We start from the raw sequence: 16,353 nt of genomic DNA on the forward strand, positions 1-16,353 counted from the left end.
ACCCCGCCCCCTTGTCATGTGCGCCCGCTTACTCGGCCGGAACCGCCTTCGGTTCATCGGAAAGCGGATGCGGCAGATGCACCAGCATTTCCTTCGGGCAGACCTGCAGGAAGTTCTTCCGCTCGGCCTCCCAGTTCGAGAGGATCGCCTTCGCCTTGACCGAGCCGGTCTCGGCGGCGTGCCGCTCGATCAGGCCCTTGAGCTGCGCTTCCCAATGCGGATGGCCCAGCCCGCAGGTGACAAGGCTTTCAAGGTTCATGTAATCCTCGGCCAGGTTGTCCGGGTCGTAAAGATAGGCCATGCCGCCGGTCATGCCCGCGCCGAAGTTGGCGCCGATCCGGCCAAGGATCACCGCAACGCCGCCCGTCATGTATTCGCAGCCGTTCGAGCCGCAGCCCTCGACCACCACCTTGGCGCCCGAGTTGCGCACGGCAAAGCGTTCGCCCGCCCGGCCCGCCGCGAACAGATAGCCATCGGTCGCGCCGTAAAGCACGGTGTTGCCGATGATCGTGTTCTCGGCCGCGACCAGCGGCGAGGACATCGGCGGCCGCACGACGATGATGCCGCCCGAAAGCCCCTTGCCGACATAGTCGTTGGCGTCGCCCGAAACTTCCAGCTTCAGCCCCTGCGCCGCGAAGGCGCCCAGCGACTGCCCGCAAGACCCGGTCAGCTTCACCGTCAGATGATCGGGCTGCAGCGCGTTGCGCATCCCGAAGTTCTTGACGATATGGCTCGAGGCCCGCGTCCCGATCGTGCGCAAAGTGTTGCGCACGGCGTAGCTCAGCTGCATCTTCTCGCCGTCCTCGAAGAAGCGGTGACCATCCTTGATGATCTCGGCATCCAGCGTGTCGGGCACGAAGTTGCGCGGTTTCGAGCGGTCGTAGACGATCTTGTCCCAGCCATCGACGGTGATCAGAAGCGGGTTCAGGTCGAGGTCGTCCAGGTGCGCAGAGCCGCGGTTCATCTGCGTCAAGAGATCCGCCCGGCCGATGATTTCATCCATCGAACGCGCGCCGATCGAGGCCAGCAGTTCCCGCACTTCCTGCGCGTAGAAGGTGATCAGGTTCACCACCTTGTCCGCCGTGCCGGTGAATTTGGCGCGCAGTTTCGGGTCCTGCGTGCACACGCCCACCGGGCAGGTGTTCGACTGGCACTGACGCACCATGATGCAACCCATCGCGATCAGCGCGGCGGTGCCGATGCCGTATTCCTCGGCCCCCATCATCGCCGCCATCACGATATCGCGCCCGGTGCGCAGACCGCCATCGGTGCGCAGGGTCACCCGCTCGCGCAGGTTGTTCATCGCCAGAACCTGATGCGCCTCGGTCAGACCCATCTCCCAGGGCAGGCCGGCGTATTTGATCGAGGTCGCGGGGCTGGCCCCGGTGCCGCCATTGTGGCCCGAGATCAGGATGATGTCGGCCTTCGCCTTGGCCACCCCGGCCGCAATCGTGCCGACGCCGGACGAAGCCACCAGCTTCACCGTCACCTTGGCGCGCGGGTTGATCTGCTTGAGGTCATAGATCAGCTGCGCGAGGTCTTCGATCGAATAGATGTCATGATGCGGCGGCGGCGAGATCAGCGTCACGCCCTTGGTCGAATGCCGTAGCCGCGCGATCAGTTCGGTCACCTTCATGCCCGGAAGCTGGCCGCCCTCGCCGGGTTTGGCGCCCTGGGCCACCTTGATCTCAAGCTCTTCGCAGGCGTTCAGATATTCGGCGGTGACGCCAAAGCGCCCCGAAGCCACCTGCTTGATCTTGGCGGACGGGTTGTCGCCGTTCGGTTCGGGCACGAAATGCGCCGGATCCTCGCCGCCTTCGCCACTGTCGGACTTGGCGCCGATGCGGTTCATCGCGACGTTGAGAAGCTTGTGCGCCTCGGGCGAAAGCGCGCCGAGCGACATGCCCGGGGTGACAAAGCGTTTGCGGATCGCGGTGATGCTTTCGACTTCCTCGATCGGCACCGGACGGCCCAAAGGCTTGATGTCGAGCAGATCGCGGATGTGGATCGGCGGATTGGCCCGCATCATCGCGGAATATTGCTTCCACAGATCGAAGCTCGACCGGTCACAGGCCGCTTGCAGCATGTGCATGGTCTGCGCTTCCCAGGCGTGTTTCTCGCCGGTTTTGCGCGCCTTGTAGAAACCGCCGATCGGCAGCACGTCCTGACCGCCCAGCCAGCCCTTGCCATGCACCTGTTCCAGCTTGTGCTGGATGCCGTGCAGACCGATCCCCGAGATCCGGCTTTGCATGCCGGGGAAATATTCGGCGACCATGGCGCGGCTCAGCCCCACGGCTTCGAAGTTCAGACCGCCGCGGTAAGACGAGATGATCGAGATCCCCATCTTCGACATGATCTTCAAGAGGCCCGCGTCGATCGCATCGCGATAGCGGCGCAGCGCGTCTTCCAGCGTGCCATCGAGCAGCCCGCGTTCGATCCGGTCAGCAATCGAATCCTGCGCCAGATAGGGATTCACCGTCGTCGCCCCCGAGCCGATCAGCACGGCGAAGTAATGGCTGTCGATGCATTCGGCCGCGCGCACGTTGATCGAGGTGAAGGTCCGCAGCCCCTTGCGGGTCAGCCAGGAATGCACCGCCGAAGTGGCAAGGATCATCGGCATCGCGACCTTGGACGGGCTTTGATGCTCGTCGGTCAGCACAAGGTGCGACGCGCCCGAGCGCACGGCATCCTCGGCCTCGGCGCGAATGCGTTCGAGCCCTTCGCGCAGGGCTTCCTGATCGGCGCCCGCCGGGAAGGTGCAGTCGATCTGCGCCACTTTCGCGCCGAAGGTCTTCATCATCACGTTGAATTCGGTGTTCGCGATGAAGGGGCTTTCCAGGATCCAGATATCGGTCTGCGAACCGTCCTCATCCAGCACGTTCTTCAGGTTGCCAAAGCGCGTCTTCAGCGACATCACCCGGCTTTCGCGCAAGGAGTCGATCGGCGGGTTGGTCACCTGGCTGAAGTTCTGGCGGAAGAAATGGCTCAGCGGGCGGTATTGCTTCGAGAGCACCGCGGGCGGGGTGTCGTCGCCCATCGAGGCCACGGCTTCCTTGCCGTCCTCGGCCATCGGCGCCAGGATGTTTTCCAGCTCTTCGACCGAATAGCCCGCCGCGATCTGGCGCTTGCGCAGCTCGGCGCCGGTGTAGACGGCTTTTTCCGGCACATCGCGCAGGATCGCGTTCAGATCGACGACTTTCTCGACCCATTCGCCAAAGGGCTGGCTGTTTGCCAGTCGGTTCTTGATGTCCTTGTCGTGGTAGAGCTTGCCCTCGCGCATGTCGACGGCGATCATCTGCCCCGGCCCGAGCGCGCCTTTTTCGCGCACGTTCATCTCGTCCACCGGCACCATCCCGGCTTCCGACCCGGCAATCAGCATGCCGTCGCCCGTCACCACATAGCGCATCGGACGCAGGCCGTTGCGGTCAAGCCCGCCGCAGACCCAGCGGCCATCGGTCATGGCAAGTGCCGCCGGACCGTCCCAGGGCTCCATCACCGAGTTGCAATAGGCATACATGTGCTGCCAGGCCTTCGGCATGTCGGTCGTGGCTTTCGACCAGGCTTCCGGCACCAGCATGGTTTTCGTCATCGGCGCCGAGCGGCCCGAGCGCACCATCACCTCGAAGACCGCATCCAGCGCCCCCGAATCCGACACGCCCGCCGGGATGATCGGCTTGATATCCTCGGCCGCATCCCCGAACGCCGTCGAGGCCATGCGGATCTCGTGGCTTTTCATCCAGTTGATGTTGCCCTTGATCGTGTTGATCTCGCCGTTATGGGCGAGCATCCGGAAGGGCTGCGCCAGCCACCATTGCGGGAAGGTGTTGGTCGAATAGCGCTGGTGATAGATCGCGAAGGCCGATTCAAAGCGGTCGTCCTTCAGATCCGGATAGAATTCCGCCACCTGTTCGGCCAGCATCATCCCCTTGTAGATGATCGAGCGGCAGGACAGCGAACAGATGTAAAGCCCGGCGATCTGCGCGGCGATGGCGGCTTTTTCGATCCGGCGGCGGATCACGTAAAGCTCGCGTTCAAAGGTCTCGTCGTCGATGTCCTTTTCGCAGCGGATCAGGATCTGTTCGATCTCGGGCCGGGTCGCATTGGCCTTCTCGCCCAGAACGCCGGTGTTCACCGGCACATGGCGCCAGCCGTAGATGTAATGGCCCATCCGCAGCACTTCGCTTTCGACGATCGTGCGGCAGCGTTCCTGCGCGCCGAAATCGGTCCGCGGCAGGAAGATCTGCCCGACGGCGATGCGTTTTTCCATGTCGGGCTCGTGCCCGGTGCGGCGGATCTGGTCATAGAAGAAGGGGACCGGGATCTGCACATGGATGCCCGCGCCGTCGCCGGTCTTGCCATCGGCATCGACCGCGCCGCGGTGCCAGATCGCCTTCAGCGCGTCGATGCCAGAGGCCACGACCTTGCGGCTGGCCTTGCCATCCAGCGCCACCACAAGCCCCACGCCGCAGGACGAATGTTCATCCTCGGTCTTGTAGAGCGCGTTTTCGTCCATCCACTTGCGCTTGGCTTCCTCGGCGGCAACCCAGGCTTCGTCATATTTGGTCATCTCAAGGCCTCCTTCGAGGGATGGTCAAGCGACAGATCGGTCATCATCATGTCGCAGTCATATTGCGGTGTGGCGGCGGCGAAATCGGCGTCGCCGGGAAAGGCGAAGGTCACCGGCCCTTCGGTGGTGGTGACCCGGTCGCCGAAGCCGTTTTCGTAAGTCTCGGTCTGGGCAAAGAAGACGCGCATCTGCCGGCTGATCACCTGCATCCCCTTGCGGGTGGCGACCACGTTGCCGGCCGCGTCCTCGATCTCCATCTCGAAGGCGCAGCGTTCGAGGGGCACGCCGTCGATGCTGGTGCTTTCGCCGGTCAGTTGGTCGAAGCCCTTGAAGCGCTGCACCAGCCCGGTGTTCGTGCGGGTGATGAAGTCGTAATCATCGCGGCCCGTGGCCAGAAGCGTGCTGAACGAGGCATTGTCCCGTGAGCCCGCCGCATCCAGCTTTTCCACCGTGCCGTCCTTCAGGCTGACCGATTCCATCCAGCGGGTTTCCGCATCGGTGCGGCTGACGAAAAAGGCGCCCTCGCCATCGGCGATGGAGACCCATTGATCGCCCGGGGCATCGCCCGCGCAGGTGTAGTAATTGGCCACCTGACAGGCATGCAGCTGCACCGTGGTTTGCAGCGTGCAGCCCGGCGGCGGGGTGAATTTGGGCTCTGCCGCCGCGGGCAGGGCGGCGAAAAGCCCCCCGATCGCGGCCAGAATGCCCCCAAGACCTGCCCGATGCCGAAGCATGGCTTTGTCCTTTCGCGGATTGCGGATCACTCGGCGGCGACGCGACCGGCGCCGTCGAGGTATTTCACCATCTCTGCCCCGGCCTCGCGGCCATCGCGGATCGCCCAGACGACAAGCGAGGCCCCGCGCACGATGTCGCCCACGGCATAGACGCCGGGCAGGCTGGTCGCATGGGTGCCGAAGCTCGCCTTGACCGTGCCCCAGCGCGTGGTTTCCAGCGCCGAGACATTCCACAAGGCGGGCAGGTCCTCGGGTTCGAAGCCGAGCGCGGTGATCACCAGATCGGCCGGTTCTTCATAGAGGCCGCCCTCGATCGGTTCGGGGCTTTGACGGCCCGAGGCATCCGGGGCACCCAGCCGCATGCGCTGCACAGTGACGCTGTCGACCGGATTGCCCGCAAATGCCTTCGGCGCCGCAAGCCAGACGAATTCCGCGCCTTCTTCCTCGGCATTCGTCACTTCGCGCTGGCTGCCCGGCATGTTCGCCCGGTCACGCCGGTAAAGGCATTTGACCGAGGTCGCGCCCTGGCGAATCGCCGTGCGCACGCAGTCCATCGCGGTGTCGCCGCCGCCGATCACCAGCACGCGCTTGCCGGTGGCGTTCAGCGTGCCATCGTCGAATTCGGCCACGTCATCGCCGAAGCTCTTCTTGTTCGAGGCGGTCAGATAGTCGATGGCGCGCACGATCCCCTTGGCCTCCGCGCCCGGATCGGTCAGCGCGCGGGTCTTGTAGACGCCGGTGGCGATCAACACCGCATCATGCTTGCCGCGGATCGCGTCAAAGGAAATGTCGGTGCCGACATTGCAGTTCAGCACGAAGGCGACGCCGCCCTGTTCCAGCTGCCGCACGCGGTTCATCACCACGTCCTTTTCCAGCTTGAAGCCGGGGATGCCATAGGTCAGCAGCCCGCCCGCGCGGTCGTTGCGGTCATAGACCGTCACCTGCACCCCCGCCCGGCGCAGCACGTCGGCCGCGGCCAGACCGCCGGGGCCCGCGCCGATGATGCCGACCGATTCCGGGCGTTCGACCGCGGGGGCGATCGGTTTCACCCAGCCGCGGTCCCAGGCCGTGTCGGTGATGTATTTCTCGATCGCGCCGATGGTCACGGTGCCATGGCCCGAGTTTTCGATGACGCAATTGCCTTCGCACAGACGGTCCTGCGGGCAGATGCGGCCGCAGATTTCCGGGAAGCTGTTGGTGGTCTGGCTGACCTGATAGGCCTCTTCCAGACGGCCCTCGGCGGTCAGCCGCAGCCAGTCGGGGATGTTGTTGTGCAGCGGGCAATGCGCGTGGCAATAGGGCACGCCGCATTGGCTGCACCGGCCCGCCTGTTCCGCCGCCTTCGCATCGGCGAATTCGGCGTAGATCTCGTCGAAGTCATGGGTGCGCGCGGTGGCATCGCGTTTTTCCGGCGTCTCTTTCGCCGTCGTGACGAATTTGAGCATGCGTTGCTGAGCCATGGCTGCGCCTCCCACTGGGGTCAATTCGGGAGGCCTTGTTACACCCGGGCCGATCAAAATAAAAGTCAGCAGTTATGACCTTAAATGGGGATTTATCGTCGCAACTGCCCCTTGGCGGGGGCTGAGGGGGAAATAATGCGGCAGCAAGACTTACCTAGTGCGAAAATCCGATAACGATCTTGTGCGAAATCGGGGTGATTCGGTTCTTTTGGAAAGCTCAGACCAGAACGCCCGCGGCGCCCAGCGCCAGCAACACGCCGCCAAAGACGATGCGGTAGATCGCGAAGAAGGTGAAGCGATGCGACTGGATGTAGGTCAGCAGCCATTTCACCGCGACAAAGGCGGTCACGGTGGAGACGGCAAAGCCGATGCCGAGCGCGGTCCAGTCCTCGGCCGGGCCGCCGCCCCTGAGGGTCTTCAGAAGTTCGTAGCCGGTGGCGGCATACATCGTCGGGATGCCGACAAGAAAGGCGAATTCGGTGGCGGCGGCGCGGTTCGTCGTGCCCATCAGCATGGCGACGAAGATCGTCGCACCGGATCGCGAGGTGCCCGGAAACACCCCGGCGATGATCTGCGCCACCCCCACGGCGATGGCGACGCGCAGGGTGATCGTGGCGCAATCGGGTTTCTTGCCCGCCAGCCATTCGGCCACGATCATCCAGATCCCGCCCAGAACCAGCGCCCAGGCGATCGGCATCACCGTCTCGGGCAGCGCGAAGCCGAGCTTCTTCACCACCAGCCCCAGAACCGCGGTGATCCCGAAGGCCACGGCAAGCTTGATCAGGTAATCGCGGTTTTCCGACTGGCCAAGGCCGAGGAAAAGCCCGGTGATGCGGCGCCAGTAGATCAGCGTCACCGCGAGGATGGCGCCCGCCTGAATCGCGATGTTGTAGGTGTCCGACCGTGCCCCCAGCCAGGCCTCGGCCAGAAGCAGATGCCCCGTGGAGGAGATCGGCAGGAATTCCGTGATCCCTTCGATCACCCCCAGGACGACATCGGCCAGATAAGACAAGCTTGCACCTATTTCAGATTCTTGGCCGAAGCCTGGATCGCCTCATATTGCCCATGCGGGCGGAAACGCCAGAGGTAATCGGGCAGCACCGCCGCCATCGGCGTCGGCGTGATGCCCAGATCGGCAAAGGTCTTCGCGGATTTGCCCACGACATTGTGACGGCCGAGGTTCTTCAGCTGGTCGGTGGTCAGGATGCGGTTGGTGATCAGCCCGCCGGTCAGCCATTGCACGGTGTCGCCGATCGCCGCGGTGGTGCGGGCGACGACCTGCGGCAGGCCGATGACGATGTTCTTGCGCCCGATCACTTTCAGCATCAGCTTCATGATGTCTTCGAAGGTCTCGACATCGGGGCCGCCCAGCTCATAGGTGCCCTCGGCCTCGCCCAGGATGCCCTGCACCGCGGCGGCGGCGACGTCATCGACATAGACCGGCTGGAATTTCGTAAGCGGTGCGGTGATCGGCAGGAACGGGCCGAATTTCGCCATCGCGGCGAAGCGGTTGAAAAAGCCGTCCTCGGTCCCGAAGATCACCGAGGGACGCAGGATCACCGCCTTGGGGAAGGATTTCAGCACCGCAAGCTCGCCCCAGCCCTTGGTGCGGGAATAGGCGCTGTCCGATTCGTTGTCGGCGCCGATCGCGGAAATGTGAACCAGCTTCGAAACGCCCAGCTCGGCGGCGATGCGGGCGATCCGCCCGGCGCCATCGGCCTGCACGTCCATGAAGGTGTTGCGGCCTTCGTTGACCAGGATGCCGACGCAGTTCACCACCGCATCCGCGCCCTGCATGGCGGTCCGCACCGAGGCATCGTCGCGGATGTTGCAAAAGAACGGTTCGACCTGACCCACGGCGCCATAGGGTTTGACGAACAGGGCCTCGTTCGGGCGGCGCACGGCGACGCGGACGCGCCAGCCTTCCTTCGCCATGCGTCGGGCAATGTAACGCCCCACGAAACCCGAACCGCCATAGATGGTGACAAGCTTCGACATCGTTCCGTCCTCATTGCATACCGTCGTGCACTGATTTAGCCGCAGGACCCCGGTCAAACAAGTCCCGCGTGGCAGGAGGGTAGGGCATCTGACAGGTCGGTCAAATTTTTCTTGCGGACCCCTGTTGACACTCCCTGCTGGCCCGGCTAAACCCCGGCTCACGAAGACGCCCAGATGGCGGAATTGGTAGACGCGCTGGTTTCAGGTACCAGTGCCGCAAGGCGTGGAGGTTCGAGTCCTCTTCTGGGCACCATTCCAACGGCAAGCCGTGCAATCTCAATGAGATGCACGGCTTTCTGTTTTTAGGCCCCCCTCATCGTGAAAGGCAGGCCCGGTGCGATGGGTCATCGCGTGCGGGCTTGCTGGAAAGCCTGTCGGCCTGCCTGTTCCGGGGTGGATTTCAATGGGTTTGCGGCCTGCGGGACCGCGCCGCAGCCGCCCGGATCACGTCGGAGGGCCAAGCCGATCCGACATGATCCAAGGTTCCGCCCGGGTGCGTCACGCGGTGCGAGGGGCTTACTTGCCAAGCTCCGGCCAGACGCAATCGATGCCGAAGGCGGTGCAGAAGCGTTCGTAATCCGGCTGCATGATCTGAAACAGCCGGTCATAGGTCGCCTGAGAGATGTCCTTCAGGGTCGACTTGTTGCTGTGCTTGATTTCGACGAAGCTGTCGTCCCAGATCGGATCGACGCCGACATGTTCGAACATCCGCCGCACCGTGGCTTTCGGATCGTTGCGCAGCTGCGTGTTGTCGATCACCAGCAGCCGTTCGCCGAAAATGCCCGCGAATCTTTGCGCCTTCGCCATGTAGAGGCTGAAGCCGATGATATGCATGTAGTTGCTCTGGATCACGCCGATGCCCGGCAGCATCCTGGCCAGGTCGCGGTTGAAGAACATGTCCGGTGACATGTCCATCAGCGCGGGGATCTTGTTGACCACCTGCAGATGCCGGAAATGCGAGATCGCCCGCTCGATCGGGTTGCGGGTGATCAGGATCAGCTTGCCCTGCGGGTTGTAGCGGTCGATCAGCCGCGGCATCAGCGGCGTGTTGCAGGCGTCGAAATAGGTCGGGCTGGCGTCGACATAATGCTGCCCGGCGGGCAGGCCCGCGAAATGGCGGTGATACCAGTCGTCGCCTTCCGCATAGTTCAGCGAGAAATAGTGGATTTCCTTTTGCGTGCCCGAATGGATCTGCGGATGTTCGGTCAGGATGCGATGCAACGCGGTGGTCCCGCCCTTCATCGTGCCGATGATGAAGATGTCGGGCCGGTTGATGGTCTGGGTCATTCTTGTCTGCCTTGAACTGTCACAGCGATTTTGACGGACAGGGGGAGATTGCGCCCCCCGCGGCCGGAAGGCTGTGTTCCGGGAGAGGGGACGCAGGGGAAGATGCGCCGGGCGATGGCGGGAAAGCCGCGCAGGAGGTCATGCTTTCCCGGTTCCTGTCAGGCCGAACTGCACCGCAAGCTCGGCAATGTAGTCGGCGGCCTTTTGCTGTTGCACGGCGCCCAGCCCGTGCCGGGTCAGGATGTCGCGCTGCACCGCTTCGATCTCGGCCAGTTGCTTGGCGTCGAAATTCGAGATCGTGACGCTGTTCTGATGCCGCCGGTGAATGTTCTTCGAGGCGGTGTTGAAAGCGATCCCGCCGCGTTCCAGCAGCCACAGATAGACCAGCCAGTCGCCGACGAAGCGCACCGATTCCAACTCGGTGCGGTGCTCGGCCAGAACCGCGCGCAGCGCCCCGGCCGCCATCACCACCCCCGAGGCATTCGGGATCGTGTTCTTCAGATAAAGCACCTCGGAGATTTCCTCGGCGCCGTCGCGGCAGTAGTTCTGCGCCCAATGCGTCGGGCTGATCTTGTCGGTGTAATAGCGGTAGTTCGCCGCCAGCGGCGTGCCGTTCTCGTCGATCTGCGCCGAGTCGGTATAGGACAGCACCGTCCCCGGTTTCTCGAAGCCGCGCATCGCGGTCGACAGGAAATCGGGCTCGGCCAGATCGTCGGCCTCGGCGATCCAGACGTAATCGCCATGCGCCAGATCCAGCCCCTTGATCCATTGCCGGAACACATTGCCCGAGTTCACCTCGTTCGGGACGATGCGGATCGGCCGTTCGCAGCGCGCGGCAAAGGCGCGGATGCGCTCCAGGCTGTCGTCGGTCGAGCGGTCGTCAAGCACGATGATTTCGTAGATCGGGAAATCCTGCGCCAGAACCGAATTCAGCCGGTCCTCGATGTAGCGGCCATAGTTGTAGTTCGGCACGACCACCGACACCCGCGGCACATGCCGCCCCGACAGCCGCAGCAGATCCAGCGTGTATTTGGTGAAATCGGCCTCGGCCTCGATGTAGTCGCGCGCGGCGGCCACCATCTGCCCGCGCCGCTCGGGGTGGTCGATCAGGCTTTCCACCGCCTGCGCCATCCCGGCCGGGTCCTGACCGCCGACGGCCAGCGCCAGACCGCGTTCGGCCAGCACTTCGCAGCCGGTGGTGCCCGCGAACATCACGCAGGGCAGCCGGGCCGCCATCGCCTCCAGCACGACCGAGGGGAACGGATCCTCGCGCGAGGACAGCAGGAACACGTCCGAGGCGGCATAGAAGGGGACCGGATCCTGTTGCCGGCCGAGGAAGCGCATGTGCCCGGCCACGCCCAGATCGCGGGCCAGGGCCTCGATCTGCGGCAGGAAATGGATGTCGGCATGACCGATCCAGATCGCCTCGACCTTGCGGCCGAGCTCGCGCAGACGGGCCAGCGTGCGCACGAACAGATCGCCGCCCTTGCGGTGATCGACATAGCCCACGCCCAGAAGCAGCGTCGTGTCGGCATCCAGGCCCAGCTCGGCGCGCAGACGGGCGCGATGCTGCGCCAGCGCGTCCGAAGAGGCCAGCTCGTGCAGGTAAAGCCCCTGCGGCCGGATCTGCGCCCGCGGCAGCGACCGGCCCAGATAGGTCTCGAACTGCGCCTGCACCAGCGGCGCCGGGAAGACGACCTGATCGGCGTGATCGGCGACCAGCGTCATCTGCGGCCGCAGGTTCATCTGATCATAGACCGAGGCCATCTCGTGGATCAGCGACACGGTGCGATAGCCCGCCTCGCGCAGCATCGGCAGGATCTCGGCGCTGACGGTGGTGTTGACGATCGCCACCTGCGCATCTTCGGTGCGCAGCCGCCGCAGCAGGCGGGTGCAGTTCTCGCCCGCCAGCGCCGGATCGTCGAGCACGACCACCTGCGCATATTGCGCATATTGCGTCACCATCTGACCGCCCTGCAGCAGGATGATCGTCACCTTGAACCCGTTTTGCACATAGTTCCGCGCCAGGTTCAAAAGCAGGATCTGCGCCCCGTGCGGATGCGCGTCATGGCCGACCAGCGTCACCATCCGCGGCACTTCGACCGGGTTCAGCGCCGCCCGCGAGGCTTCCAGATAGGCGTAACCGTATTTCGTGTCGGGCTCGAGATGCGCGCCCTCGGCCCATTCGTTCCAGGCATTGACGAAGATCACCCGCTCGTCGGGGGTGCGGGCATCGGCCAGCGTCCGGGTGACGGCGTTTTCCAGCCAGACGCGGTATTCGGCCGGGTTCGAATTGGCAAAGATCGCGCCCTTGTTCTTGCGCCGCGCGGTGTTGTCCCAGGACGGGCAGACCGAACGGTAAAGCTTGTAGTCGGGCATCGGATAATTGCGCGAGCGTTCGACATAGGACCGCCAGTCATAGATGATGCCGTCAAACTCGGGCGAGAGCCCCGGCACGCGGTCGGTCAGATTGTCGGGCGAATAGTTGTTGGGCGGGAATTCCACCGCCGCATCAAAGCCGTATTCCGCCGGATCGACGGTTTCGAAGCTTTGCGGATAGGCCAGATAGATCTCGCCGACGCCGTTCTTGCGGCACCAGTCGCGCCAGCGCGCCGAGGTTTCGGCCACGTTCGGCATCAGGCTCGGGCGATAAAGCAGGATCAGCGGCTTGCCGTCGATGCGGATGTAACGCGGATCGCGCAGATAGGGCGCCAGTTCGGTGATGAAGTCGAGATCGTCTTCGGGGCTGTGGTTTTGCGAGATCAGCAGTTCCTGATCCAGCCCGTCCCAGCGCCGCGACCAGTTCTCGTTCGCCCAGCAGATGCAGAAGGGGAAATCGAGATCGGGCGTGTCCAGCCAGTTCCGCACCGGCTTTTCCAGAAGACGCTTGCCGCCGAACCAGTACCAGTAGAAGCAGAAGCCGCCGATGCCGTAAAGCTGCGCCAGCTCGATCTGCTTGCGCTGCACATTGGTATCCAGAAGGTTGTACTGGCCCAGTTCCGGAACCGGCTCGTGCGGCTGGTGATGGCCGGGGAACTGCGGTTGCGCCGGGCCGACATTCGTCCATTCGGTGAAACCCTTGCCCCACCAGGCGTCGTTTTCCGGGATGGCGTGGAACTGCGGCAGGTAAAAGGCGATCAGCCGCGCCTTCGGATTGCTCAGATCGGTGGTCTGGCGACGCGGCACGAAGGTGTTCGTCTCGGAGATCAGCACCGGCGGCATCGGTTCGGGCGCGGGCGCGACGGGGGCGGGTGCGACGGGCGCCGCCGGTTCCGGGGCAGGCGCGGCGACAGGCTGCGGTTGTTCGGCGACGGGGGCGGGTTCCGGGGCGGCGACGGGCATCGCAACGGGCGCCGCGACCGGGGCGGGGGCGGCGGCAACCGGCTGAAACTGCGCCTGTTGCCGCTGGATCGCCTGCAGCTGCGCCGCGACAGCCTCGCGTTCGCGTTTTGCTTCCTGCCAGGCCTGATAGAACTGCGTGCTGCCCAGAAGGAAGCCGGTCTTGCTCAGCACCTTGTCCTTGAAGCGCAGCTTGCGCGTCATCGGCACCGGCAGGTAATGCCAGATGAACCGCGCCGTCGCCGAGGCCGACCGTCGGCCGTTCCGCGTGATCCAGCGCGTGCCGGTCACCACCACCCGCATCGGCGCGGTGATCCGCCACGAGGTGCTGGACCGCAGCATCGCGATCGTTGTCTCGTGCTGGGCGATCACCCGGTCCAGATGCGCGATGTGGTGATAAAGCGCCTGCATCTGCACATGGTTCTGATCGCGTTCGCCGATCAGCTGCGTGTCGCGTTCATGCAACAGCGCCTGCACATGCGCCAGCTCTCCGGCACGGGCCTGCAGCTGCTGCAGGATGTCGGTGCGATCGGCCAGGGTCTGCTCCAGCCGCAGGCTGCGATCGGTCAGCTGGCCGCGGGTCTCGGTCAGCTGTCCCCGCGCCTCGGCCAGATGCTGACGGGTCTGCGACAGCTCGGTCAGCTGGCTGTTGGCCTCCGTCAGCTGGACCCGGGTCTGCGTCAGCTCTCCGCGGGTCTCGGTCAGCTGGTCGTGGGTTTCGGCCAGCTGGTCGAAGGCCTCGGACAGCTTCGCGCGGGTGCCGGTCAGCTCCTCGCGGGTGCCGGTCAGCTGCGCGACGGTCTCGCCAAGTTTCGCCCGGGTGCCGGTCAGCTCCTCGCGGGTTTCGGTCAGCAGGCCGCGGGTCTCGGTCAGCAGGCCGCGGGTGTCCAGCAGCTGCTCGCGGGTGTCGGTCAGCTGGTCGAAGGTCTCGGTGAACTTCCCGCGGGTTTCGATCAGCTCCTCGCGGGTGCCGGTCAGCGCGGCCCGGGTCTCGGTCAGCAGCTCATGCGCCCCGGCCAGCTGCTCGCGGGTTTCCGCCAGCTGCGCCGAGGTGTCGGACAGCTTGACCCGGGTTTCGGCCAGCCCGTCACGGGCTTCGATCAGCCGGTTCTGGGTCTCGGTCAGCTGTTCGCGGGTTTCGGTCAGCCGCCCGCGGGTTTCGGTCAGCTCCTCGCGGGTGCCGGTCAGCTGCTGATGCAGCTCGCCAAGGCGGGTTTCGACGGCGCGACGTTCGCCCCGTTCGGCTTCCAGCCCCTCGGACACCGCCGCCAGCTGCGCGGTCGTCTCGGCCTTTTCGATGCGTTCCTGCTCCAGCTCGGCGGCGGCGTCGGTCAGCGCCCGTTCGGCCGTGGCCAGCCGGGCGACCAGCTCGTCGCGCTCGGCCTGCAGATGCTCGATCTGGGTCTGGCTGGCCGTCAGCTTCGCCTCGAGATCGGCCAGACGCAGCATCAGATCCTGTTCCAGCTGCCACCGTTCGGTCTCGATCCGGCTGCGTTCCGCCAGACCGGCCTCCAGCTTCGCCCGGGCCTCCGAGAGCTGCTCTTCCATCTGGGCGATGCGGGCCTGTGTCGCCTCGTCGCGCTGGCCCTGTTCGGCCGCGCTGTCCTCAAGCCGCTTCGCGGCATCGTCAAGGCGCTGCTGCAGCATCTGGCCGGTGCTGCCAACTTCCGCCAGCCGCGCATTCAGCGCGTTGATCTCCTTGACCTTTTCGCTCAGCAGGCTTTGCGCCTGCATCAGCTCGTCGGTGCGCATCCGCACCGCATTCTCGCGTTCCGCCAGCCGCGCGCTCAGATCCGAGATGAAGGATTCGTTCTTGCGGTTCAGCTCGGCAACCGTGCTGTGAAGCTCCCAGATGCCGCCGACATTGCGGGTCATGTCCTCGTAGCGGGCCTGCAGGTCGAGATGCTCGTTTTCAAGCGTGCGCAGCGTCGTCTGCACCTGCGCCAGCATCCGGTCGGCGTCGCGCTGGGTCGGCAGCGTCAGCCGTTCCATCTCGTCAAGCTGCGCGCGCAGCCCGTCAAAGGCGGCCATCACCTCGGCCTTGTTCGGATCGGCGCACAGATCGGCCAGCGCGCGATAGATCTTCAGCGCCATCCCGGCGGTGTAATCGATCGCTTCCAGCGTGCCGGTATCGCCCGCGTGGTGGCGGTACTCCTCCGAGATGAAGGAATCCGCCTCTTCGGCGATCTCGTCGATCCGGCCCAGACGATCCAGCCCGAGATCGCGGCTGAGCCGTTCCGTCTCGGTCGCCCAATCCGCCATCAGGCCCGCGTAATCGACGAAGCTGCGCCGCAGGCCGCGGCTGAACATCTCGGCATCCAGCACATGGCGCATCCAGAGCAGCACGCCGCGCCGCAGCGGGATCCGGTCGCGGCTTTCCAGCGACCGGGCCACGTCCAGCGGGTTGCGATAGGGCAGGATCACCCGGGTCTCGAAGCCTTCCTCGGCCAGCGCCTCGATGACCGGCGGCGCCAGTCGGCAGACCCGCGGTTCCTTGAGCACCAGGCTGTAGCGGTTGCCCTTTTCCGTCCGCAGCCAGCTGCGCAGATTGCTGCGATAGGCGGCCGAGACCTCTTCGGGCAGGGCGTCGAAATCGATGTGCGACCAGTCGGACCAGGCGCTGCCGATCGTCTTCAGGAACTCCTCGTTGAGGGTGTTCAGGACGAGGGGCTCCCAATGGCCGGTCGGGTTGCTCTCGTTGGCGCCGATCAGCTCGGTCGGCAGGGCATAGCCCGCGATGTTCAGCAGGCGGCTGAGCATGCTGGTGCCGGAGCGGTGCATGCCCAGAACAAGAAGGCAGATCGGGGTCGTGTTCTGGGGCTTGCGGCGGCGCCCGGCGGGGGCGGGGGCGGCCTGCGCGGGCCGCCGCGACGACGTGGATTTGAGCGGAATTGCAGCGTTTCCGACGTTCTTTGGCCCAAGGTTTTTCATGCTTTGCCTTTGCTGTAATTCCGATTTTCGGGCGTGC

8 protein-coding genes and 1 tRNA gene are annotated in these 16,353 nt (G+C 64.8%); 2 read left to right on the top strand and 7 right to left on the bottom strand.

Annotated elements, in window-relative coordinates; genetic code table 11:
- Positions 1-28 precede the first annotated feature (28 nt).
- From gltB to RCAP_RS00860, 5 genes are all read right to left on the bottom strand, one after another.
- On the bottom strand, positions 29-4,567 hold the full coding sequence (gene gltB / locus RCAP_RS00840; protein ID WP_013065908.1) for a glutamate synthase large subunit: 4,539 nt from the start codon (positions 4,565-4,567) through the stop codon (positions 29-31).
- Positions 4,564-5,301 carry a hypothetical protein gene (locus RCAP_RS00845; RefSeq protein ID WP_013065909.1) on the bottom strand — a complete coding sequence of 246 codons (738 nt, stop codon included), beginning with the start codon at positions 5,299-5,301 and terminating at the stop codon, positions 4,564-4,566. The genes gltB and RCAP_RS00845 overlap by 4 nt, the downstream gene beginning before the upstream one ends.
- 26 nt (positions 5,302-5,327) lie before the next feature.
- A complete protein-coding gene (locus RCAP_RS00850; protein ID WP_013065910.1) occupies positions 5,328-6,761 on the bottom strand; it encodes an NAD(P)-dependent oxidoreductase in 1,434 nt (477 codons plus the stop codon).
- A 217-nt stretch (positions 6,762-6,978) separates the two neighbouring features.
- Complete coding sequence (locus RCAP_RS00855; protein WP_013065911.1) at positions 6,979-7,773, bottom strand: undecaprenyl-diphosphate phosphatase; 795 nt, start codon at positions 7,771-7,773, stop codon at positions 6,979-6,981.
- 8 nt (positions 7,774-7,781) lie between these two features.
- On the bottom strand, positions 7,782-8,759 hold the full coding sequence (locus RCAP_RS00860) for a complex I NDUFA9 subunit family protein (RefSeq protein ID WP_013065912.1): 978 nt from the start codon (positions 8,757-8,759) through the stop codon (positions 7,782-7,784).
- A gap of 168 nt (positions 8,760-8,927) precedes the next feature.
- Here RCAP_RS00860 and RCAP_RS00865 point away from each other — a divergent pair.
- Positions 8,928-9,012: transfer RNA gene (locus RCAP_RS00865), tRNA-Leu, on the top strand.
- A gap of 263 nt (positions 9,013-9,275) precedes the next feature.
- On the opposite strand, the gene RCAP_RS18230 is transcribed toward RCAP_RS00865, so the two are convergent.
- Both RCAP_RS18230 and RCAP_RS20145 read right to left on the bottom strand, forming a co-directional pair.
- Complete coding sequence (locus tag RCAP_RS18230; protein ID WP_013065913.1) at positions 9,276-10,046, bottom strand: sulfotransferase family protein; 771 nt, start codon at positions 10,044-10,046, stop codon at positions 9,276-9,278.
- Positions 10,047-10,184: 138 nt separating this feature from the next.
- On the bottom strand, positions 10,185-13,796 hold the full coding sequence (locus RCAP_RS20145; protein WP_373995839.1) for a glycoside hydrolase family 99-like domain-containing protein: 3,612 nt from the start codon (positions 13,794-13,796) through the stop codon (positions 10,185-10,187).
- A gap of 201 nt (positions 13,797-13,997) precedes the next feature.
- Here RCAP_RS20145 and RCAP_RS20150 point away from each other — a divergent pair, with 201 nt between their 5' ends.
- Complete coding sequence (locus tag RCAP_RS20150; protein WP_373995840.1) at positions 13,998-16,334, top strand: hypothetical protein; 2,337 nt, start codon at positions 13,998-14,000, stop codon at positions 16,332-16,334.
- Positions 16,335-16,353 lie beyond the last annotated feature (19 nt).

The sequence above is a fragment of the Rhodobacter capsulatus SB 1003 genome, assembly GCF_000021865.1.
Classification (GTDB): Bacteria; Pseudomonadota; Alphaproteobacteria; order Rhodobacterales; family Rhodobacteraceae; genus Rhodobacter; species Rhodobacter capsulatus_B.

Bases quoted from the DNA above. Each gene is read 5' to 3' on its own strand.
- RCAP_RS20150 (WP_373995840.1), top strand. From the start codon at position 13,998: ATGCTGACGGGTCTGCGACAGCTCGGTCAGCTGGCTGTTGGCCTCCGT.
- RCAP_RS18230 (WP_013065913.1), bottom strand. From the start codon at position 10,046: ATGACCCAGACCATCAACCGGCCCGACATCTTCATCATCGGCACGATG.
- RCAP_RS00850 (WP_013065910.1), bottom strand. From the start codon at position 6,761: ATGGCTCAGCAACGCATGCTCAAATTCGTCACGACGGCGAAAGAGACG.
- RCAP_RS20145 (WP_373995839.1), bottom strand. From the start codon at position 13,796: ATGCAGGCGCTTTATCACCACATCGCGCATCTGGACCGGGTGATCGCC.
- RCAP_RS00845 (WP_013065909.1), bottom strand. From the start codon at position 5,301: ATGCTTCGGCATCGGGCAGGTCTTGGGGGCATTCTGGCCGCGATCGGG.
- RCAP_RS00860 (WP_013065912.1), bottom strand. From the start codon at position 8,759: ATGTCGAAGCTTGTCACCATCTATGGCGGTTCGGGTTTCGTGGGGCGT.
- gltB (WP_013065908.1), bottom strand. From the start codon at position 4,567: ATGACCAAATATGACGAAGCCTGGGTTGCCGCCGAGGAAGCCAAGCGC.